Here is a 21329-nt window from a genome sequence, read left to right on the forward strand (position 1 = left end):
CAACGTGAGGTCCCCGCCCCGAGGGGCAGGGAGAAGTTTTGATCAATCAGCAGCAAATGCCTGTGCGGCTTGAAGAACATCAGCGTCCAGCTTGTCTGCAATCGCTGGCTGTACTTTGTCTTTCATTAGCGCGTCGAACTTGGCTTTTTCCGCGCCCTCAAGTGTTGTGACAACGCCGCCACGCTCCTGAAATGCGGTGAGGGTGGCCTCGCCTGTCCGCAGGATTTCATTGGTCGAGATTGTGCCGACTTCCTGCCCTACCTCGATCAACAATTGCTGCAGATCCTCAGGCAGCCCGTCAAACCATGTCTTGTTCGCCATGATGTAGGCGTCCGCATAATACTGGTACGGCTTTTGCCCATGGGTCAGGTATTCCCACCAACTGAAGGCCTGAATGGACCCCGGAGGGCTGTTGATGGTGTCAATCATTCCGGTTTGCAGACCGGAATAGACCTCTCCAGTGGGCATGGATACGGTATTGGCGCCCAAAGCCTCCCACATAGGGCGTTCTGCGCCGATAAGCGCGCGGGCTTTCAGGCCAGCCATTGAATCGATACCATTCAATTCCTGGGTGCTGAAGGTCATGACCGGTCCAACCGGATCGTACATCAAAACAACTGAGTCAGACTTCTGGGTGATGTCCGCCCAAACCCTTTGCCCGGCCGGGTCATCTGTGAAAAAGGCGCGTTGTTCATCATAGCTGTCAAACAGACCCGTAAAGGACACGACGTTGTAATTCTTGTTGATCGGCGGAAAGGAAACCACCCCAACAATACCGCCCATCTCAACCGCACCCGACGTGACAGCACCAAGCTGTTCACGAATGCCGAACAACTGTCCCGATGGGAAATAGTCAATCTGCAAACGCCCTTCGGCCCGTTTGTTTACCTCATCGGCAAACATCTTGGCGTGCACTGCACTGTGGTGCTTTGGCCCCCAGTGGACCGAAAGCCGCGCTGTGTATTCTTGTGCGCTCGCTACTCCCGCGAGCATCATTGATGCGGCTGCCCCGAATACGGCGCAACTCTTTTTGATCGTCCGTGTTGATTTCAGAAATGTCACTACGTCCTCCCAAACGATGCGCGCGGTTTTGCCATTGCTGCAAAATTTCAAGCGCGAAGCGCGGACAAGTTTCACAAAGCGGTCCACGCCTGCAACAAAGCTAGTCTCAGGTTAGAAGTTTTGACTAATTGAATCCCTGATGGGACTCATGCAAAACATCTATGAATTTGCGCTGGCATACGTCTTGCGTATGAGTTCGAGACATTTTTCGATTGGTCGGCGCGGTTTAACTCTTTGTAGTCTGGGGAAGGTCTAATGAATCCCCGAGGCGTTCGAACGCATGACTCAGCACAAAAGCAGAATATACTCGACCGAAGACGCGCGGCGGCTCGCAAGGCGGCGCTTGCCACGTCTGGTCTTCGACTTCGTCGATGGGGCTGCGGGGCGCGAAATTGGCGCTGCACGTAATGTGTCTCAATTCGATAACGTCATGCTGCAACCGCGGGTAATGGCGGATGTTGCGCAGTGTTCTTCGGCCACCACATTGATGGGGCAATCTTACAAGGTGCCCTTTGGGATCGCCCCCATGGGCATGTGTAATCTTGTTCATCCAAAGGCAGATAAATCAATGGCCAATGCCGCAAAGGCAATGGGTTTCCCGTTGTGCCTGTCCTCTGCGGCATCCACCTCGATCGAGGATATGGCGCGTATGGCAGGATCACATGCGTGGTTTCAGCTCTACTTCGGGGCCTCGAGAGAGGCGTCTTTGGCGATGGTGGAGCGCGCCCTGATGGCCGGTTATGACACCCTCGTTCTGACTGTGGATGTGCCGCAAGTCTCTCGAAGGGTGCGCGATCTGCGCAACGGTTTCACGGTCCCGTTCGCAATGACGCCTCAAGCCTTTTTTGACTTTGCATCACATCCGCGATGGTCCATGAGCACGCTGGCCGCAGGTACCCCGCGTCCGATGAACTTTACCGACGGCAATGGCAGCAACACCTTTGATCGGGGCGCCAGCCGGTCTGGCGCAGACTGGGCGTTTCTGGAAGTCTTGCGAGATAAATGGCCGGGCAAACTGGTCGTCAAAGGTGTAACATCCCCAACGGATGCAAGCCGGATCCGCGGTCTGGGCATTGATGCAATATATGTCTCAAACCATGGCGGTCGCCAGCTGGACAGCGTGCCACCCGCAATCTGGCTTTTGCCTTTGATCCGCGATGCCGTTGGCCCGGATTTTCCACTGCTGTTCGACAGCGGCATTCGCAATGGTGAAGACATGATCAAGGCACTCGCGCTTGGGGCTGATTTTGTCATGATAGGTCGCCCAACCCTGTTTGCCTTGGGGGCTGAGGGTGCGGTCGGGCTGAACGCTCTGCTCAAGTGTTTTGCAGCGGATATCGGTGTCGTGATGGCACAACTGGGCATCACGTCAATTGACCAGCTTGGTCCCGACGTCATTTTCGAAAACACTGCGAGCGAAACCGGACACTCGGAAACAAGAACACAGGCTGCCTTGCGGCTCGCCGCCAAAACCTGAAGTGAGAGAAATCAGATGACGGATCCAAAGACGATCAGAGGTGGCGCCCTGCTGGCCCGTGCCCTCAAGGAAAAAGGCGTGGACCACGTCTTCACGTTGGCGGGTGGCTTCTGCAATCCGGCACTTGAAGGGTTCATGGAATGTCAGATGCCCGTCATCAACACACCGCATGAACAGATCGCGGGGCACCTGGCGGATGGTCATGCCCGCATCACCCGCAAACCTGTGGTCTGTCTTGTGGGGCCCGAAGGGTTTGCCAACGCCGTGCCTGCGATGCTGGAGGCTGGTGGAGAACGCAGCCCTGTCATTTTTGTCACCGGATCGTCCACGCTCAAGCGTCAGGGGGCCGGCGGATTCAAAGAGATCGACGATGTCGCCATTGCCGCCCCGCTGGTCAAATACTCGGTCCAGATTACGGATGGAGAACGGATCAGTGAGTTCGTGAACCGCGCATGGACCGCCGCGACAACCGGCTATCCCGGCCCTGTCCACATCTCTTTACCGGTGGACATCATGTTTTCGTCGTTTGCGCCTGATGCCGGGCTGGACGAGCGCCCGTTCAACCGCACGGATCGCCCAACCCCGCGCGCGTGGCCCGATCCGGCGGCCTTGGCGGTGGTTCTGGAGAAGGTGAAACGCGCAGAGCGCCCCGTCATTATCGGAGGACATGGTGTCTGGTGGTCCAAATCCGAGGACACTCTGGAAGCCGTTGGAAAAGCGCTGCGTTTACCGATCTTCAACGTCCCCTACCATTCCAAACTGTTGGGCGAAGAATGCGAGGCCTATATGGGTCTGGCCGACTTCCACCAATACCACCCCTCCAAACCCGCCATTCACGAGGCCGATCTGGTGCTGATGATCGGCGGGCGCCTGGACAACCAGATGAACTTTGGCAACCCGCCATTCTTTACCACAGAGCAGACGCTGATCTGTATCAACGGCAGCCATGAGGAACTGGAATACAACCAAGCCGCTGATGAGGTGTTGTTGTCTGACCCCGGCGCCTTCCTTGAAGCACTGAACGACGTGGGTAAGACATGGCCCGCGTGGTTTGATCTTCAGCGCGAACGCCGCGCGGCTTGGGTCGATGAATGGTACGCCCACATCCAAGCCGAAAGCGCCAAACCCGGCAAGATGCATCCGCTGCAACTGTCGCTGGATGTGCAGGAACAGATGGGCGAAGATGACTGGCTGATTTTTGACGGCGGCAACACCCATTTCTGGTCGGAAATCGCGGTGAACATGGCCGGATGGCGCGGCCAGAAGCTGGGCGGCATCATGCATCCCGGCAATTATTCTCTGCTGGGGGTTGGCGTGTCTTTCGGGGTGTCTGCCAAGGCGCTGCACCCGGACCGCAATGTGGTTGTTATCTCGGGCGACGGGGCGTTTTTGTCAGGTGGCCTTTCGATTGAATCCGCGTTTCAGGACAATCTGCCGATTACCATCGTCATCGACAACAATGGCGGGCTGGATTGTATCAGCCAGCAACAGGAACGCCTGTTTGCCAACGGTCAGCACTTTGCCACCGATTTTCGTGACATCCCGTTTCACGCAATGTGCGAAGGTCTGGGCGGGCATGGTGAACTTGTTGAAACCCGTGACCAGCTTGCGCCCGCCTTGCAACGGGCGATGGCCAGCGGCAAAACTGCGATTGTGAACGTGAAATGTCGCGGCGTCATCAGCCCGATTGTGGCAGCAACATCCGACAAGCGGGACAAGGCATCGATTGAATAATGGCAACGCTTACTTCGCATACTCTGAACGGCAGTGATGGCACCCATGCGGGCGGTATCCCTGTCACATTGACCAATTTGAACACAGGTGCCCTGCTCCTTAGCGCGCGGATGGACGAGGGGGGCCGATTGTCGCAAGACATCGAAGCAGAGGTCATTGACCCTGACGCTATGTATGAACTGGTCTTTGACATCGCTGGCTATTGGGCAGCACGCAACATGCCCGCCACGGTCACTCAGATCGCCTTGCGTTTTGCCATGTCTGACCCGGCTGGCAAGTACCACATGCCGGTGATCCTGAACCCAAATTCCTATTCGATGTGGACGTCCGCCTGATGGACGGGCTCAACATGTCGCGTCGTATCCGGCGCACGCCCTATACCGATCGGTTCGAACAGGTGGGTGTGCGCGGGTTTTCCGTGGTCAACCACATGCTGCTGCCCAAGGCGTTTCAAACCAGCGTCGAAGAAGACTACTGGCACCTGCGCGAGCATGTTCAGATCTGGGATGTCTCGTGCCAGCGACAGGTGCAGATCGAAGGTCCGGATGCCGCCTCACTTGTGCAATGGATGACCCCCCGCGACATTGGCAGGGCAAAGGTGGGCGATTGCCTGTATGTTCCGATCATCGATGCGAATGCCGGGCTGATCAATGATCCGGTTTTGCTGAAACTGGCAGAGGACCGGTTCTGGCTGTCCATCGCCGACAGCGACGTGCTGCTTTACGCGATGGGCCTTGCCCTTGGGCGTGGCATGGACGTGTCCGTCAGCGAACCCGATGTCTCGCCTCTCGCCATTCAGGGGCCGCGGGCCGAAGACCTGCTGGCCGGGCTGTTCGGCGACCACATCCGCGACATTGGTTTCTTCAAATATGGCTGGATCGACTTTGCGGGTACCCGTCAGCTTATCGCGCGCTCGGGCTATTCCCGCCAGGGCGGGTTCGAGATTTACCTGGAGGGCGGGCACCTGGGTGCGGCGCTGTGGGATGCGATCTGGCAGGCAGGTCAGCCGCTGGGCATCGCGCCCGGCTGCCCCAACCTGATCGAACGGATCGAAGGCGGGCTGTTTTCCTATGGCAACGAAATGACGCGCGACAATAATCCGCTGGAAATCGGGCTGGAAAAATTCTGCTGCCTCGACGGATCGGTCGACTATATCGGCCGCGCGGCGTTGCAGAAGATCGCGGCCGACGGGGTCACGCAACAGATCCGCGGAGTTGCCTTTGATGGCGGCCCGTGTCCGACCTGTTCCAAACCATGGCCTGTTATGGTGGGGGATAGTCAAGTGGGGCAGATCACCTCGGCAATCTGGTCGCCACGGCTGAAACGCAACGTCGGCCAGTCGATGATTGCCCGGAGCTGCTGGAAGGCCGGTCAAAGGGTGCATGTCGTCAGTCAGGACGGCATGATCCGCGACGGCGAAATCTCAGACCTGCCGTTCGCCTGAAGCATCGGCGGCGACGCACAGACCGGCCCAGTTTTTCGCGGGCAGGTCAAGTTTCCCGGTCGCCATCATTCGGCGGCCTGTATCGCCTGTGCCACTGCCAGTTCGTCGATCCCGTGATGGCAGCGGATCGCGTGGCCATCGGCTGAGCGGTGCCAGGGTGGAATTTCGGTGTCGCAAATGCTGCCAATCTTGCGCGGGCAACGTCGCTGGAACGGGCAACCGCGCGCAGGCGGGGACAGCTCAACGACATCGTCGGCCGCAAGGGTCGGCGCAGTGTCGGGGTCGGGTTCCAGAACCGCGCCCAACAGAACCTCGGTATAAGGATGCGACGGCGTGGCATAGACCTGATCGGATGGCCCGATTTCACAAAGCCGCCCCTGATACAGCACCGCGACACGGTCCGACAGCGCCTTGACCACGGCCAGATCGTGGCTGACGAAAACATAGGTGGTGCCCTGTTTTTCCTTCAGCTCGTTGAGCAGGTCCAGAACGGCAGCCTGCACCGAAACGTCCAGCGCCGAGGTCACCTCGTCGCAAAGCACAAGTTCGGGATCGGCGGCAAAGGCGCGGGCAATCGCGACCCGCTGTTTTTCGCCGCCCGACAACTGGCTGGGCAAGCGATCAAGGTAGTGCCCGCCCAGGCGAACGCGGTTCAGGATCTCGACGCTGCGATCATGCAGCGCCTGTCCGGTGAGGCCGAAATAGAGCCGCAGCGGTTGTTCCAGAATCTCGGCAATGGTCTGACGCGGGTTCAGGCTGTCATCGGGGTTTTGAAAGATCAGCTGAATCCGGCGCAGGTGCTCGGGCGGGCGGTTTTCGACCACCGGGGCCAAAGCCTCGCCTCCGGCAACGGTGATCGTGCCACCCGCCGGTGGCAACAGCCCTGCCACGGATTTGAGGATCGTGGATTTGCCCGAACCGCTTTCGCCGACCAGTCCGAGGGTTTCACCTCGGCGCACGGTGATGTCGATATCATCGACCGTGGCGACGCGCGTTTCCGCGCGGCCCAGAAGTTTGTCGAACAGCCCAGGTTGGTGATAGCTGATCGAAAGATCGCCCAATTGCAATGCGGGCGGCCCATCGGCCTGAAGCTCGACAGGCACGGCGCCGGTTCCGGCCAACGACAGCTCGGCGGCCTTGTCCGAGTAAAAGCAGCGTGCCCGCTCACCGCCGGGGAGCGCGGCGAGAGCGGGACGCTCCGAGCGGCAGCGGTCTTGCGCCAGCGCGCATCGGTCAACAAAGGAACAGCCTACGCCCGCACCACCCGGTGCCGGCGGACGGCCATCCAGCGCCACCGGCAGGTGCTGATCGGCAAGGCGCGGGATCGACGCCAGCAGCCCGCGCGCATAGGGATGCGCCGGAGTTTTCAGCACTTGCCGCGTGGTGCCTTCCAGCACGACTTCACCGGCATACATCACCACCACCCGGTCACAGACACGGGCAATCGCCCCGAGATCATGGCTGACATAGACCATCGCCATGCCGCGTTCGCGGGCAATCTCGCGCAGCAACTCGAGGATATGCGCCTGTGTCGTGACATCGAGCCCGGTGGTGGGTTCATCCAGCAGCAGCGCGTGCGGTTCACCCGCCAGGGCCATCGCGACGGCGACGCGTTGTTGTTGCCCGCCAGACAGCTCGTGTGGGAACCGCGACAGGATCGCCTTGGGGTCGGGCAGGCGCACCTGTCCCAGCAATTCGGTCGCCTTGGCGACATGTTCGGATGCGGGCACCGAGGAATGCAGCCGCAGCGCCTCGATCAGCTGGGCTCCGATCCGCAGGGTCGGGGTCAGCGACTGCCCCGAGTTCTGCGGGATCAGCGCCAGTTCGCCGCCGCGAATTTTTTCCAGTTCGGGGCGGGTGCGCGAAAACATGTCCTGTCCGCGAAAGGCCACGGACCCGTCCAGCAGGCGCAACCCGCGTTTCAGAAACCCCATGGCGGCCAGGGCCAGCGTTGATTTGCCCGAACCGCTTTCGCCGACGATGCCGATGCTTTCCCCTTCGGCGACCGTCAGGTCGATATTGCGAAGAACCGGCAGCGTGGCGCCGGACTTGCCCGTAAACCCGACCGAGATATTGTGGATGTCGATAACGGGAGTGGTCATACCGGCGCCTTCTGTGCACGATCGATGCCCAGCGCCTTGGCAAGCGCGTCAGCGGTCAGGTTGATGCCGATAATCAGCGATGACAGGGCAATCACCGGGCCCAGAACGCCCCACGGCGCAAAGGACATGAACCCGCGTGCGTCGGCGATCATAAGGCCCCAGTCGGGCGTCGGCGGCGACACTCCGAAGCCAAGGAACGAGAGCGACGAAAAGGCCAACAGCATCCACGACCAGCGCATGGCGCCCTCGACCATCAGCGTGTCGAGCACATTGGGCAAAAGCTCGCGCCGGATGATGGTCATGCGGCCATGGCCACGCGCGCGCGCCGCCGAGACGAAATCGCGGGCCACCACGTCATGGGTGGCGGCGCGGGCGATGCGGATCACCGGGATGCCGTAGAAAAACGCCAGCGTCGGGATCAGAACTTCGATACCGGTGCCGAAGGTCACGATCAGCACCAGCATCTTCAGGATCCACGGCAGCGACAGGAAGGCATCGACCACCCGCATCATCACCTCGTCGATGCGGCCGCCGACAAGGCCAAAGAAGATGCCGACAAACCCGCCCCATGTCACGGCGATTGGCGTGGCGACGCCGGTGACCAAAAGCGCCTCGCGACCCCCAAGAAGAACACGGGTGAAAACGTCACGCCCCAGATGATCGGTGCCCAGCCAATGGGCGCCTTCAGGACCGGTCAGCATCATGGCCGAGTTCATGGTCTTGTAGTCATAGGGAACAATCAGCGGGCTGATCAGCGCCAGCAGCAGATGGGCCACGACAAGTGTCAGGCCGATGGCACCCGATGGCCGGGACATCACGTCCCGCAGGACCAGAATGAACCGGGCGAAACGAGTGCTCTGATTGGGAACCGATGCGATGCTCATTTCCGCCTCATATGCATTGTGCGCAAGCGCGGGTTGGCGATCATCGTCAACAGGTCGGCCGAGAGGTTCACGCCGACATAGACCGTGGCAACGATCAGGGCGATGGCCTGAACCACCGGCAGGTCGCGATCGGAAATGGAATCGATCATCATCCGCCCGAGGCCGGGATAGTTGAACACCACCTCGATCACCACGACGCCGCCCAACAGCCACGCGATGGTCAGAGCCACGACGTTGATCGCGGGCAGCAAGGCGTTGGGCAAGGCATGGCGGAAAACGATCCGCCAGTAGGGCACGCCCTTGAGCGTCGCCATCTGAACATAGTCACCGGCCATGACCTCGATCACCGATGAGCGGACCATGCGCAGGATATGCGCGGTCATGACCATGGTCAGCACCAGCACCGGCAGCAGGATTTCGGGGAAAAACTGGGACGCGGGGGCATGGGCCGGAGTCAGCACGATGCCCGGCAACCAGCCCAGCCAGACCGAAAACAACAGGATCAGCACGGTCGCGGATACGAATTCGGGGATCGTCATGGCGAAAATCGCCAGAGTGGACAGCGTCAGGTCAATCGGCCTGTCGCGCCAAAGCCCCGTCACCACCCCAAGGAAAATCGCCAGCGGCACACCCAGTGCCAGCGAACAGGCGGCCAGCAAAAGCGAGTTCTTCAGGCGATTGCCCACCAGTTCGGAAATGCTTTTCTGTCCGTTGGCCGAGACCCCCAGATCGCCCTGAACCGCGCTCGCGGCCCAGTCGACATAGCGTTCCACCGCCGGACGGTTCAAACCCTGTGCCTCGCGACAATTTTCGAGCAGCTTGCCCTTGGCCTCGCGTTCAAGAAAGGCCGTGCAGGAGTCACCCGGAAGCAGTTCGACGCCCGAGAAAATGATGACCGAAACGATCGCGACCGTTACCGCACCAAGAAAGAGACGACGAAGAAGCATGCGCAGCATGGCGGATGGACCTGAGAGCTGAAGGAATTGAGTTGGTCAGGGGCGCCGCCGTGCAACAACGGCGCCCCGGTTTGCGTTGGATCAGTCTACGGTGATCTTGTGCCAGCGCACGGCGTCGTTCTTGACCTGGTCAAGATTGTGCACCCGCGAGGATACGCCAACCAGCTTGGTCACCGTGTAGGGGATCAGCGTACCGCCGTTTTCCCACAGGTGTTGCTGGGCCGCTTGGTAAATCGCGTTGCGTTTCTCAAAATCCAGCTCGCGGCGGGCATCGGCCAGCATGGCATCAAAGGCTTCATCCTTGAAGTAGCTTTCGTTCCATTTGGCGGTCGAAAGATAAATCTCGTGCAGCGCCTGATCAGCCGGGCGTTCGTTCCAGCGGGTCGCTGCAACGTCCTTTTTCATCCAGACCTCGGACCAATACCCATCGGTCGGGGCCTGCACGACATTCACCCGGATACCGGCTGCGGCGGCCTGTTCCTGATAGGCCACGGCCAGCGTCGGCCATGTGGGTTCAAGGGTCGAGACATGCACGTCGATGTCGATGCCATCGGAATAACCCGCTTCGGCCAACAGGGCCTTGGCGCCTTCGATATCCTGCGGACAGGACATATCGGCACGGTACTGGTCATTGGGTTCAACCGGCGCGTCACAGGCCACAACACCCTGACCGCCCAGAACCAGTTTCACCAGCTCGTCACGGTCGGCGGCCATGCGAACGGCCTTGCGAACCCGAACGTCGCTGAAGGGTTCCACATCGGTGCGGAACACCAGCCCGCGCCAGTTGCCGGTCGGGATGACCTGCACGTTGAACCTGTCCGAACCGGTCAGCATGACCTGCTGTTGCGCGGTGATGCCGCGCTCCATGTCGATCTGACCGCCCAAAAGGGCCTGAAGCCGGGCCTGGCCATCGGCGATACCGATCACCTCCATGCGGGCCACACCGGGCGCGCCTTCCCAGTAGTCGGGGTTGGCCACCAGCACGGTCGTGCCTTCGGCGTCGAAGGTTTCCACCTTGAACGGGCCGGTGCCGTTGCCGGTGGTGGCAATCGTGTCGCCCGAGCCTTCGTTCAGCATCCGCAAACGATAATCCATCAGCTGCAGCGGCATGTCGGCAAAGGGCGTGTTCAGAGTGATCTGAACCGTCATGTTGTCCAGCGCCTCGACCCCGGTGATCATCTTGACCGCCGAGCGGGCAGGGCTGTCGCTGTCCGGGTCCAGCACGCGGTTCAGCGAATAGACCACGTCGGCAGCTTCGAAGGTGCTGCCATCATGGAACTTTACGCCGTCACGAAGTTTGAAGGTCCAGACGGTGGCGTCCTCGTTGGCTTCCCAGCTTGTTGCCAGATCCGCCTGAGGCTTGCCATCAAGGCCCGGGCGCACCAGACGGTTCATGATTTTTTCGGTGATCTGGAACACGCGCCCCTTCGAGATCGGATCAAGGCTGGACTGCGCGCCAAAGCCAAGTTCGTGCGCCTGGCGGAACGTGCCTGAAGGTTCGGCTGCTGCCATGCCAGCGATCATCGCTGACGCAACGGCCATCGTTAGAAATCTTTTCATGTTTGTTTTCCTCCCAGTGATGCGATGCCGGTTATCGCGCCGCTTCCAAAAAATGTTCTTCTCCCGAACTGTCTTGGGACAAACGCAAATCGGTGTTCCGATAGATGATATTTTTTTGATCCACCTTGGATTCCGAGATGACACCCATCAACTCAGTGTTGGCCTTTGACAGGCCGCAGACAAATACCGTTTGTTGGGAGATGCATGCAGAAACCGGATATGTGGGACGCAACGATATGAAGATAATCGCCATCGGCGGGGGTGGCTTTACCCATGATGCGCACCCCGAACTGGATGATTTCTGCCTGTCCGCAACGGCGCGTGGCAACCCGCGGCTCGCGTTCATTGGTGCGGCGAGCGGCGATGATCCGCAAAAGACCGCGCGCTTCAACGCGCGTTTTGCAGATGTTGCCGAGACGCTTGTTCATCTGCCGATGACGCTGCCTGCGGCCCAGCTTGCGCGCAGCCTTGAACAGGTTGATCTTGTCTATGTCGGTGGCGGTGATACCGAAAAGATGGTTGCTGCGTGGCGCCGGGAGGGTTGGGACAAGGTTCTGAGCGAGGCCTGCCGATCCGGTGTCATCCTTGCCGGTGTCAGCGCCGGCGCGGTCTGCTGGTTCGACAGCTTCCTGTTCAGCTCGGGCAAGGGGGCGATGCGCCCGCTACCGGGTCTGGGGTTGATCCCGATCGGCGCCTGTCCGCACTACTCGAGCGAAACAGACCGCCGCGCCGCGCTGCACGCAGCCGTCGGTGCACAAACCATGCCCGCATCTATCGCAATTGACGATGGCGTTGCGGTTGCCTTCGAAAACGGTCTCCCAACCGGTATTTGCGGCGCCCAGGCCGGTGCCGGCGCCTATGTGGTCCGCCGGGGCCCGCAGGGCGTCACCGAAGAGTACCTATCAATCGGGTGATCTGGCCGCCTGCTCCAGAAGCCAGTTTTGAACAACCGAGACTTCCCGCGTTCGCGGGCTGCTTGGGCGGCTAAGAAGGTAGAAGGATCGTTGGGGGATCAGGTCAATATCGAACGGTTTTACCAACCGGGCGCTGCCGATATCATTGCTGACGAAGGGGAAAACGCCAAGCGCAGCGCCTTGCCCGTCAAGCGCCGCCTGCAGCACAAGGTTGGAATCCCGGATCGTCGTTTCTGCCACAGGCTCGAAATCCGCCATGCCAGCCAGTTTGAACCACGCCGACCATTCCGACTTGTCCCGCTGATGAATAAGCGGAATCCGGGTGAGGTCAGATGGTTCTTTCAACCCACCGAAGGCATCGATCACATCGGCCCGCACAACCGGCGAATAGGTGATGTCCAACAGCTTTTGACTGTTGAGCCCGGACCAATTCCCGGTGCCCCAATCCACCGCAAGGTGCGACGTCATCATTGCCGCGTCGGTAATTCGCGGGCTTTCGTGCAAGACGAGATCGATCCGCGGATGAGCCTCGCGAAACCGCGCCAGTCTTGGCACCAGCCAGCGGGACCCGAATATCGGCCCGACCGCCAGCGTCACCGACTTGCGTGCCGGGTTCATATGAACCTCGACCTCGGCCCGGATCTCGTCAAAGGCGCGGGTGACAACCTGGCTGAGCGAGCGGCCTTCATCGGTCAGAACAACCGCGCGGGTCTGGCGGATGAACAGCTTGCAGTTCCAGTCCGCTTCGAGCTGCCTGATCTGGTTGCTGACGGTCGTGGCGCTGACGCACAGTTCGTCGGCGGCGTCCTTGAAACTGAGCCGCCGCGCGGCGACTTCGAAGGTGCGCAATGCCGTCAAGGGCAGGTTTCTGGTTTTTCCGGACAAGTGCAAATCCAATGGATGCTGTTTTCTTTATCTATATCGGTCCGATAATTTGCTTGTCGAGGCGCTTCACCGTTGAAAAGCTTGCAGGTGAACCCAACAGACCGAGAAAATGGAAAACAATTCCCCTCGCCAACGACAACGCCGCCGCCGCCCCAAAGCCGATGTCGCGCCTGCGCCGCGCCGCGCGGCTCCGGTCACCGGACGCCTGCGGCCTCTCAGTCAGGAGGACATGGCGCGCATCAGCGAAGCGTCGTTCGACATCCTGCATGACATCGGGCTGAGCGACGCATCGCCCGAGGCGGTTCGGGCGGTTGTCGGTCGCGGTGGCCAGGAAACCGAAGATGGGCGGCTGCTCTTTCCCCGGTCTCTTGTCGAAGAGGCGCTGGCCGGGCTGCGCCGTGATTTCACGCTCTGCGCCCGCGATCCGTCCCAGGATATCGAAATGACCCGTTCACGGGTTCACACCGGGTCGGGCGGGGCTTCACCGATGGTGGTCGATCTGGAAACCGGGGCATACCTGCCGGCCATGCTTGCCGATCTTTACGACGCGGCGCGCCTAGTCGATACACTGGACAATGTTCAGTTTTTCTCGCGGTCCATGATTGCGGGCGACATGGAAACCCTCCGCGATCTGGACATCAATACCGCCTATGCCGCGCTGGCCGGAACGTCCAAACACGTGATGACATCATGCAGCCAAGCCGAGCACGTGCGCGACATTGCCGGGATGTGTTTTCTTTTGGCGGGGTCCGCCGAGGCCTTTCGCGCCCGTCCGTTCCTGTCGCTCAACATCAATCATGCGGTGCCGCCGCTGCGGTTTGATCCCGAAGCCTGCAACGTGTTGCTGGCCGGCGCCGAACTCGGGTTGCCGGTCATGGTCAATACCTTCGGGCAGATGGGCGCATCCAGCCCCGTCACCATCGCCGGCTGCCTCGCACAGACCAATGCCGAAACCCTGGCGGGCATGGTGCTGGCGTGGATCGTCAACCCGGAAGTGACGGCAATCTATGGCGCCCGCCCGATGGTGACCGATCTGCGTTCGGGCGGGATGGCAGGGGGAAGCGGCGAACAGGCGATACTGACGGCGGCGGCCACCCAGATGGCGCAGTTTTACAACCTGCCGAACTCGACCATCGCCGGGGCGACCGACAGCAAGATTGCCGATGCGCAGGCCGGATATGAAAAGGCCCTGTCCGTCACCATGGCGGTGCAGGCCGGTGCCAATCTGGTGACTCAGGCGGCCGGCACGCAGGCCGGGCTGATGGCCACCTCGTTCGAGGCCTATGTCATCGACAATGACATGCTGGGCGCCATTCTTGGCGCGGCCAGCCCGATCCCGGTTGATGCGCAGACATTGGCCGTTGATGTCATTGCACAGACCGTGCGCGGCGAAGGCCATTTCCTCGGACATCCCGATACCTATGCCCGGATGAAATCCGATTTCGTCTATCCCGCCCACGCCGACCGGCAGGCCCCGGATGCATGGCTTGCCAATGGCGCGCCGACAATCAACAGCGCGGCCCGGCAGGCTGCCCAGGAAACGCTGGCAAATCATTTTCCCAGCCACATACCCGCGGAAATCGATCGGGACATTCGCAGCCGTTTCGATATCAAGCTGCCAAGGGAAAGGATGCGCCAAGCATGAAAATTCTGGTGATGGGTGTCGGCGCCATGGGGTCGGTCTATGCCGCCCTTCTGGCCGATGCCGGGCACGAGGTCTGGGCGGTCGACACCTGGGCGGAGCATGTCGATGCCATCAATGCCCATGGTCTGCGCCTGGAAGGTGCCAGCGGGGACCGGGTGGTCACTTCCATTCGCGCGACCACCGACGTCACACAGGTCGGCCCCTGTGATCTGTGCCTGATTGCCACCAAGGCCTCGGGCGTGGGACCCGCCGCGCGGGCAGCCGCCCCGGTCATAGGAGCGGAGGCCCTGGTTCTGACCATTCAGAACGGCTTGGGCGCCGGGGACAGGATCAGCCAGCATATCGCGCCAGACAATGTCTTGCTGGGCGTCGCCGACGGCTTTGGCGCCTCGATGAAGGGACCGGGCCATGCGCATCACAACGCCATGAAGCTGATCCGCATCGGCGAGCTGAACGGCGGCCTGACCCAGCGTTTGAAACAGCTGGAAAAGGTCTGGCAAGAGGCTGGCTTTGATGCGCGCGCGTTTGACAACATCACCCAACTGATCTGGGAAAAGTTCCTGTGCAATGTCACCTTTTCTGCGCCCTGCACCGTGTTCAATGAAACGGTGGGTGAACTGATGGCCAACCCCGAGCATTGGGCCATCGCGCTTGGCGCGATGCGCGAGGCCCATGCGATCGCCGTCGCCAAGGGCATCCCGCTGGGATTTGATGACCCGGTTGCCTATGTCACCGCATTCGGGTCGGGCATGCCCAAGGCGCGCCCGTCCATGCTGCTTGACCATATGGCCGGGCGGGTGTCGGAACTCGATGCGATCAACGGCATCGTCCCGGTTCTGGGCCGCGAGGCCGGGGTGAAGACGCCCTATAATGACACGCTGAGCGCCGTCCTGCGCCAGCGCGAAAGCCTGTTTGCGGGGCAAAGCACATGAACATCGGTTCCTTCCTCTTGGCAGAAAAACCGCTCTACGGCGTGTTTGCCGATGACACCGTCACCCCGGCAAGCGCCGATTTCCTGTCGCGGTATCCGACGCTGCGCGACGTGCTGGACGACGACGCGCTGGACTTGCTGAGGCGCGACACGGATCAGGGGCATTCGATTCCGGTTTCGGACATCACCTTCCTGCCGCCTGTTCCAAATCCGCGCAAGATCGTCTGCGTCGGGATGAACTATCGCAAACCTTACCCGGTCGATGGTGTCTCCCCGCCTGACCCGGACAATATCATCCTCTTTGGCAAGGAACGCGACGCCATGCTTGCCCATGAGGACGCGCTTCAGATGCCGATGGGTGAGGCCGCGCAGAGCTTTGACTACGAGGGCGAAATTGCCGTCGTCATAGGCCGCACTGCGCGCCATGTGTCCGCCGATCAGGCCATGTCGCATGTGCTGGGCTACAGCGCTTTCAACGACGGTTCGGTACGAGACTGGCAAAAACATTCGGTCTATGCCGGCAAGAATTTTGCCCGTTCGGGCGCCTGGGGCCCCTGGATCACGACCGCCAATGCGCTGCCCCCGCCTCAGGATCTGGAACTGACCGTCACGTTGAATGGCGCGGTGGTGCAGCATGCATTTGGCCGCGAGATGATATTCTCGGTCGCCGAACAGATTGCCTATGCATCCCACCTGTTCACCCTGCGGCCTGGCGACGTCATTGCCTCGGGCTCACCGGACGGGACTGGTGGTAGCAGAAGTCCGAAACGTTTTCTCATGCCTGGCGACACCGTGAAGGTCTCGGTTGGGACGGATTGCACGCTGATAAATTCGGTCTCATCCGGCTTTGAGCGGCGGAAGACGTGAAACACGGTGAGGCTTTCTCAAACTCTTAGCCTGCCAGACGAGACGAGATCGCAAACCGAGGTTTTCTGGCAATGTTTCAATTGACCCAACTTCTCAAACGAAACGACTTCCAGCTTCTGCCGATCCTTCCGTCTACCCGGACATGGTGAACATTTGACCGTCTTTGGAGTGAGCGCAGCGAATGCCTGCTTGGTCCGCTCCTCGAAAGTCGGTCCCGGCTGCAGCGAAAGAACGGTTTGGATTTTGCAGGATTGTATCCCTACGAATGTCCGCAAACGGGGAATTCGCTGCGGCGCGGAATACAGCACGCCGCACGTGCGAGAGGTTTCTGCGCAAGCAAACAACGAAAAACGAATGACGGCGATGTCCGCATTGCGGTCGTTAGTCGGGCGACGGTTCAAGGACTGCTAAGCGGGACGAAGCAGACCTTTCTGAGATTTCATCAAATGACCTCAAGGGTTGTGCTAGACTTGGTTGAGAATCGATCCCACCATCTCGGTGGAACGACCAAAGGCGGGCCAAAGTTATAGAAATTTTGATAAGAATGGCAGCAACCGATACTGAAATTGGACAAGCGCGCGACCTGTGCCGACAGTGGCTCGACTGGCATTGGAAAAACTACCCGGCCGACTGGCCAACCGAAGGAAACCCGATGGACCCGGAGCGTTTCGAAGCAATTCTCGATGACCTCCCTTCTCTGCACTCAAGACCAAGTGGCGGCATTCTGGTCGCTTCGCTCGATGATCATCCCGTTGGATGTGTTATGTACAATGAAGCAAGTTCCGGCGTCGCTGAATTCAACCGCATGTTCGTGAACGAGAATGGCCGCGGATACGGAATAGGGCGGCGTCTCTTGGAGCACATGTTCGAGCAAATAATTCAAGACGGTTATAAAATGGTCATCTTCTCATCTGCAAACTTTCTGACCCATGCCAAAGCAATGTATGAGGGCGCCGGTTTTTCTGCCATTCCACATCCTGACGGCTTCCCCAATCAATGGCGGCCTTATGTTTACTTCATGGAACGCACGCTTGTTGATTGAAAACCGCTATTCGATCTAGCCGCAGCCATTGGTCAATTTGGGCTCTCACCCGACCTTCTCCGCACGCACAAATGAGCATGCTAAGCTGAGTTGCTAACGTCTGGTTGGCGCTGTGGTGGATCGTGGCGGATGGGAGGAACCATCATGACCATTGCAAACTTACCCGCCATTCGAGCTTGTCGCCCTGCCTGGAACAAGGGCCGAGGCGTCGGACAGAAACGTCCTTTGATGCCAAAGCATGTTTGGGCCATCCGCGTGCGTCTCGAGATCGCAGAAAACCATCGTGATCTGGCACTGTTCAATTTGGCCATCGACAGCAAACTTCGTGGGTGCGATTTGGTGAAACTGAAGGTCGCCGATATCTACGCCTCGGGACAGGTCAAGGAACGGGCTTCGATTATCCAAAGCAAAACCCAAAGACCGGTGCGCTTCGAGATCACAGAAGGCACGCGTAAATCGATCCTGCGATGGATGGAGGAACCCCTGATGGTCGGCTCCGAGTACCTTTGGCCAGGGCGTTTTCATGAACGTCTGCACATTTCGACCCGGCAATATGCGCGGCTTGTCCGCGAATGGGTTAAGTCCATTGGACTCGATTCGACATCATTCGGAACCCATTCCATGAGACGGACCAAGGTTGCACACATTTATCGAAAGACTGGCAACCTACGTGCAGTTCAGCTGCTGCTCGGACATACGAAGATGGATAGCACCGTTCGATACCTTGGTGTCGAACTCGAAGATGCATTGGCGATTTCAGAAGCCGTTGAAATCTAAAGACATGGGCCGTCTTCACAGACGGCCCTGAGCGGACTTTGGTCAAAGGGTCAAGATGCTGCAGTTGCAGCCCGCTTTCCGGACCTTCGCTCTCTTTGCAAAATGAGGGAAGAGATCAAGGTTTGAATAGGGTATGAGAGTCCCAAATTGCGGTGACTTATTGGCGATCGCCGCTGCAACTTCTTCTTCCGTTGTGCCCGGTCCGAGAGACTCGCGGGCAGGCAGGCTACTCATTGGTCAACCTTTCACGCGGCAGCGGTTCAATGACTGTTCCTGCGAGTATTTCGAGTGCTTCCCTCTTCTCACCCCGATAGCTCGCACGATCGTAGATCGCGGTGATTGAGCTGTCAGAATGTCCAAGGACACGCTCGACAACAAACCGCTGCACACCACTTGACGCCATCAGCGTGGCCGCCGTGCGGCGTACATCGTGCCAGCGCCAATCCGTCAATTCGGCTTGTGTCGACACTCGGACCTTGAGTTTTGAACCCGGAACGATGGGCTTGTCGCCAGTCGTAGTAAATACGTAGGGACCGAGACGTGGTTGAGACGCAATGAGATCAGACAGTGCTCCAGACAATGGAACCTCATGTGATCTGGCGCGATCCGGACGTGTCGCCTTCATTTTTAACGCGGGAATGATCCATACATCACCGGCAATCTCGTCCCATCTCATCTGCGCGACATTCGACAACCGTTGGCCGCTCAGCATCAGCGCCTGCAGCCATGGGCCAAATGGGTAGTGGGTAGATTGTGCAACTTCCCAAAGCTTGATCCATTCTATTTCAGTCAGAACGCGATCGCGCTCAAGAGCAGGCGTGCCAGCCTTAAGACCCAGCCAGGGATTGACGGGCAGGTACCCCTCACTTGCCGCCCATGACAGCATTGGCCGCAGAACGCGAAGGGCAGACGATGCACGCGTCTGCGACGACGCTGCTGAAATATGGTCCCGTAGATCTATACCATGATAAATGTTGAGGTCAGTGATCCTGACGCTGCCGATGCGTGGTTCTGCCCAGATGCGCCACACGGACTCGACATCCCGAAACGAACGCATCCTCCCACCGACCGCATTCGCGTACCGTGCGAAGAGCTCGCTGACCGTCTTGATGCCCCTGGATGCGCCCGGACTTAGCCGATCCGCTTTTATCGTTTCCGCTGCTCTCCGGGCTTCTTTCACTGATAGGTCGGGAAACAGCCCCAAACGTGTACGTGTTCGACGTGGTCGCCCGCTGGCGGTCTTTCCATTGGGGGTAACAACTTCCCAGACTTTCTGACCTTTGACCCCAACCCTGAGGATCAGCCCACGAACGACATCGTCTCGAACTTCATACGATTGCTTTCTGGGCTTTAGCTCCGCAGCCTTTCGCTCGTTCAATCTGGTGGTCATATCGATATCTTGTGCGTTTTTTGTGCGTTTTGTGCATTGCCTGTAGGTTCTTGGAATTTCCTACAGGTGCACAGATACTAGAGATATAAATGAAAAAGAACGTTTATGAAAGAGAGTGAACTTAAGGACGACGTTCTTCTAATCAGCAGGTTGAGGGTTCGAGTCCTTCAGGGATCGCCATATAAATCAAATGGTTAGGTGGAGAAGAGCTTGCGCTGTCTGACCCTTGGGTTGCATGCGGGTTACAAAACCTGCTGCGAGGCACCTCAACGTTCGGCCTTGAGGCCATGACAAACTGATGTGAGTTAGGCATTCCCCGGTAACATGCAGTGTTCGCCCACATATCGGGCAAAAATGGCCCTATTCCTTGGGGTGACCTTCCAACTATCGTGCGGCCTTCAGGCGTTCCAACCGCTGCCTTAGCTCATCCTCAAGCTCAGCAAGGGACTGGTCGTCGTCATTCTTGATCTCGGTCTTGACGGTGAACAGCCCCACAGACTTCCCTAGAAGTTCGGCGGCACGCAGGCGTGAGGCTTCAGTCTTGCCGGACCTCATCGTCTCCATAAGGTGCTCAGTCACCTGATGTGCCCGAATACGGGATTGGATGTGCTCGTCCTCTTTCCGGATGGCAACCAGTTCGGCAATCCGCATGGCTACCTTCTCATTCCGGCTCAGGCGATGGGCTTCGCGCCATACGGAGGATTGAGACATGCCAGACGTGTCATAGGTCTCGCGGTATGCCGCACTGAAGTTCATGCCCTCAGAGACCCGTAGCGCAAACAATTCCTGCTTTTCCGTCAGCCCGGAGCAGACAGGGGCGGACATTTGACTGGCGGTGAATTCTGCCGTGCTATCAACTTTCTCGACCATGTCGTTATAGTACGTCAGCAACTCTGACACATAAAGTCGCGATTGTGCCCATACATCAGACACCGGCAAGAACCGGACGTTCGCCGCGTTTGGCATTAAGGTCAGAAAAGCGGGACATTCCGGGCCTATGCGAGTGCAGCGGATGCAAGTGCAGAAAGTCTGCGAACGACGCTGACGTATTTAGAAAAGAGATTTCAGCAATTCAGCACATTTCCCCGATGCGGTCATTCAAACCCGCCGATCCTGGTTCACTAGAGACCACAGATTTCAAAAGATCTGTTTGAAAGGTCGAGACGGAATCATAGCATGATTTCGCGGTGCCGGTCGCAGCGGAAAAGTGTCATTTATACTCGTTCGGTCATCGCCGCGAGGTGCTCGGGTTTCAGACTTTTCAGTTCATGAATATGTGCCGCCAGTGCTTCTCTTCCTCGCGTTATCAACAACGGATCCGTTTCACACTCGGGTCAAACAGAGGCTGGAGCGATGCCGTCGCGACCGCGCGATTGCCCGCTACGATGATCTCTCGATCACCAGCCTCAGCGATGCCCGCTGTGGGCGGCTCGTCAAGCGTGGCGAAACCGATGCCGATGACATCCCTGAGGCTATGGCCATGAGCCCGCCCCGCATGCGCCCGCCCTCTTTACTGTTCGGGCAGACGGTCCCAGGGCCATGGTAGTGTCGACCGGATTGGTGCGCCCTTCCGGCGGGTAGCGGAAAGCTGCCGCCGATGATGGCGACCTGGGCCTGGGCGAGGAATTCTGAAGTCATGTGGAGCCTCTAGCAATCCTT

At 59.1% G+C, this 21329-nt stretch carries 18 protein-coding genes; 10 read left to right on the forward strand and 8 right to left on the reverse strand.

Features of this window, described 5'->3' with window-relative positions; translation table 11 throughout:
- Positions 1–42: 42 nt before the first annotated feature.
- The gene (locus RXV86_RS00825) at positions 43–1062 is read right to left on the reverse strand and encodes a TRAP transporter substrate-binding protein (RefSeq protein WP_316296900.1); all 1020 of its coding nucleotides are present in this window, start codon (positions 1060–1062) and stop codon (positions 43–45) included.
- A gap of 280 nt (positions 1063–1342) precedes the next feature.
- On the opposite strand from RXV86_RS00825, the gene RXV86_RS00830 reads away from it, so the two are divergent.
- Genes RXV86_RS00830 through RXV86_RS00845 form a run of 4 tightly spaced genes read left to right on the forward strand, consistent with a single transcriptional unit; the run spans position 1343 to position 5717 of the window.
- Positions 1343–2539 (forward strand): alpha-hydroxy acid oxidase, encoded by a 1197-nt coding sequence (locus RXV86_RS00830; RefSeq protein WP_316296901.1) that lies wholly within the window; start codon positions 1343–1345, stop codon positions 2537–2539.
- 15 nt (positions 2540–2554) lie between these two features.
- Positions 2555–4273 carry a thiamine pyrophosphate-binding protein gene (locus RXV86_RS00835; protein ID WP_316296902.1) on the forward strand — a complete coding sequence of 573 codons (1719 nt, stop codon included), beginning with the start codon at positions 2555–2557 and terminating at the stop codon, positions 4271–4273.
- A complete protein-coding gene (locus RXV86_RS00840) occupies positions 4273–4608 on the forward strand; it encodes a hydroxyisourate hydrolase (protein WP_316296903.1) in 336 nt (111 codons plus the stop codon). The genes RXV86_RS00835 and RXV86_RS00840 overlap by 1 nt, the downstream gene beginning before the upstream one ends.
- Positions 4593–5717, forward strand: a complete 1125-nt coding sequence (locus RXV86_RS00845) for a dimethylsulfoniopropionate demethylase (protein ID WP_316296904.1) — start codon at positions 4593–4595, stop codon at positions 5715–5717. The genes RXV86_RS00840 and RXV86_RS00845 overlap by 16 nt, the downstream gene beginning before the upstream one ends.
- Before the next feature lie 65 nt (positions 5718–5782).
- Here RXV86_RS00845 and RXV86_RS00850 read toward each other — a convergent pair whose 3' ends face one another.
- The 4 genes from RXV86_RS00850 to RXV86_RS00865 form a co-directional block, all read right to left on the reverse strand.
- Positions 5783–7819, reverse strand: coding sequence for a dipeptide ABC transporter ATP-binding protein (locus RXV86_RS00850; protein ID WP_316296905.1), 2037 nt, complete (start codon positions 7817–7819; stop codon positions 5783–5785).
- A complete protein-coding gene (locus RXV86_RS00855) occupies positions 7816–8703 on the reverse strand; it encodes an ABC transporter permease (RefSeq protein ID WP_316296906.1) in 888 nt (295 codons plus the stop codon). Before RXV86_RS00855 ends, RXV86_RS00850 begins: the two co-directional genes overlap by 4 nt.
- Positions 8700–9650: an ABC transporter permease gene (locus RXV86_RS00860; protein ID WP_316296907.1), complete on the reverse strand. Its 951-nt coding sequence runs from the start codon at positions 9648–9650 to the stop codon at positions 8700–8702. Before RXV86_RS00860 ends, RXV86_RS00855 begins: the two co-directional genes overlap by 4 nt.
- Positions 9651–9740: 90 nt before the next feature.
- A complete protein-coding gene (locus tag RXV86_RS00865) occupies positions 9741–11219 on the reverse strand; it encodes an ABC transporter substrate-binding protein (protein WP_316296908.1) in 1479 nt (492 codons plus the stop codon).
- 200 nt (positions 11220–11419) lie between these two features.
- Here RXV86_RS00865 and RXV86_RS00870 point away from each other — a divergent pair, with 200 nt between their 5' ends.
- On the forward strand, positions 11420–12133 hold the full coding sequence (locus tag RXV86_RS00870) for a peptidase E (RefSeq protein WP_316296909.1): 714 nt from the start codon (positions 11420–11422) through the stop codon (positions 12131–12133).
- On the opposite strand, the gene RXV86_RS00875 is transcribed toward RXV86_RS00870, so the two are convergent.
- Positions 12122–12991 (reverse strand): LysR substrate-binding domain-containing protein, encoded by an 870-nt coding sequence (locus RXV86_RS00875; RefSeq protein ID WP_316296910.1) that lies wholly within the window; start codon positions 12989–12991, stop codon positions 12122–12124. The two genes, RXV86_RS00870 and RXV86_RS00875, sit on opposite strands and share 12 nt — an antisense overlap.
- Before the next feature lie 136 nt (positions 12992–13127).
- Between RXV86_RS00875 and RXV86_RS00880 the strand changes: the two genes are divergently transcribed.
- The 5 genes from RXV86_RS00880 to RXV86_RS00900 all read left to right on the forward strand — a co-directional run bounded on the left by RXV86_RS00880 (position 13128) and on the right by RXV86_RS00900 (position 18280).
- The gene (locus RXV86_RS00880; protein WP_316296911.1) at positions 13128–14663 is read left to right on the forward strand and encodes a trimethylamine methyltransferase family protein; all 1536 of its coding nucleotides are present in this window, start codon (positions 13128–13130) and stop codon (positions 14661–14663) included.
- Positions 14660–15595 carry a 2-dehydropantoate 2-reductase gene (locus RXV86_RS00885; RefSeq protein ID WP_316296912.1) on the forward strand — a complete coding sequence of 312 codons (936 nt, stop codon included), beginning with the start codon at positions 14660–14662 and terminating at the stop codon, positions 15593–15595. Before RXV86_RS00880 ends, RXV86_RS00885 begins: the two co-directional genes overlap by 4 nt.
- Positions 15592–16461 carry a fumarylacetoacetate hydrolase family protein gene (locus tag RXV86_RS00890; protein ID WP_316296913.1) on the forward strand — a complete coding sequence of 290 codons (870 nt, stop codon included), beginning with the start codon at positions 15592–15594 and terminating at the stop codon, positions 16459–16461. Before RXV86_RS00885 ends, RXV86_RS00890 begins: the two co-directional genes overlap by 4 nt.
- Positions 16462–17005: 544 nt before the next feature.
- Entirely contained in the window at positions 17006–17503 is a 498-nt protein-coding gene (locus tag RXV86_RS00895) for a GNAT family N-acetyltransferase (RefSeq protein ID WP_316296914.1), read from the forward strand.
- A 144-nt stretch (positions 17504–17647) separates the two neighbouring features.
- Positions 17648–18280 carry a tyrosine-type recombinase/integrase gene (locus RXV86_RS00900; RefSeq protein ID WP_316296915.1) on the forward strand — a complete coding sequence of 211 codons (633 nt, stop codon included), beginning with the start codon at positions 17648–17650 and terminating at the stop codon, positions 18278–18280.
- Between the two features lie 226 nt (positions 18281–18506).
- On the opposite strand, the gene RXV86_RS00905 is transcribed toward RXV86_RS00900, so the two are convergent.
- The gene (locus RXV86_RS00905) at positions 18507–19670 is read right to left on the reverse strand and encodes a tyrosine-type recombinase/integrase (RefSeq protein WP_316296916.1); all 1164 of its coding nucleotides are present in this window, start codon (positions 19668–19670) and stop codon (positions 18507–18509) included.
- 384 nt (positions 19671–20054) lie between these two features.
- Positions 20055–20540, reverse strand: a complete 486-nt coding sequence (locus RXV86_RS00910) for a terminase small subunit (RefSeq protein WP_316296917.1) — start codon at positions 20538–20540, stop codon at positions 20055–20057.
- Positions 20541–21329: the final 789 nt, after the last annotated feature.

Source organism: Aliisedimentitalea sp. MJ-SS2 (assembly GCF_032586155.1).
Taxonomy (GTDB): domain Bacteria; phylum Pseudomonadota; class Alphaproteobacteria; order Rhodobacterales; family Rhodobacteraceae; genus JAWHTC01.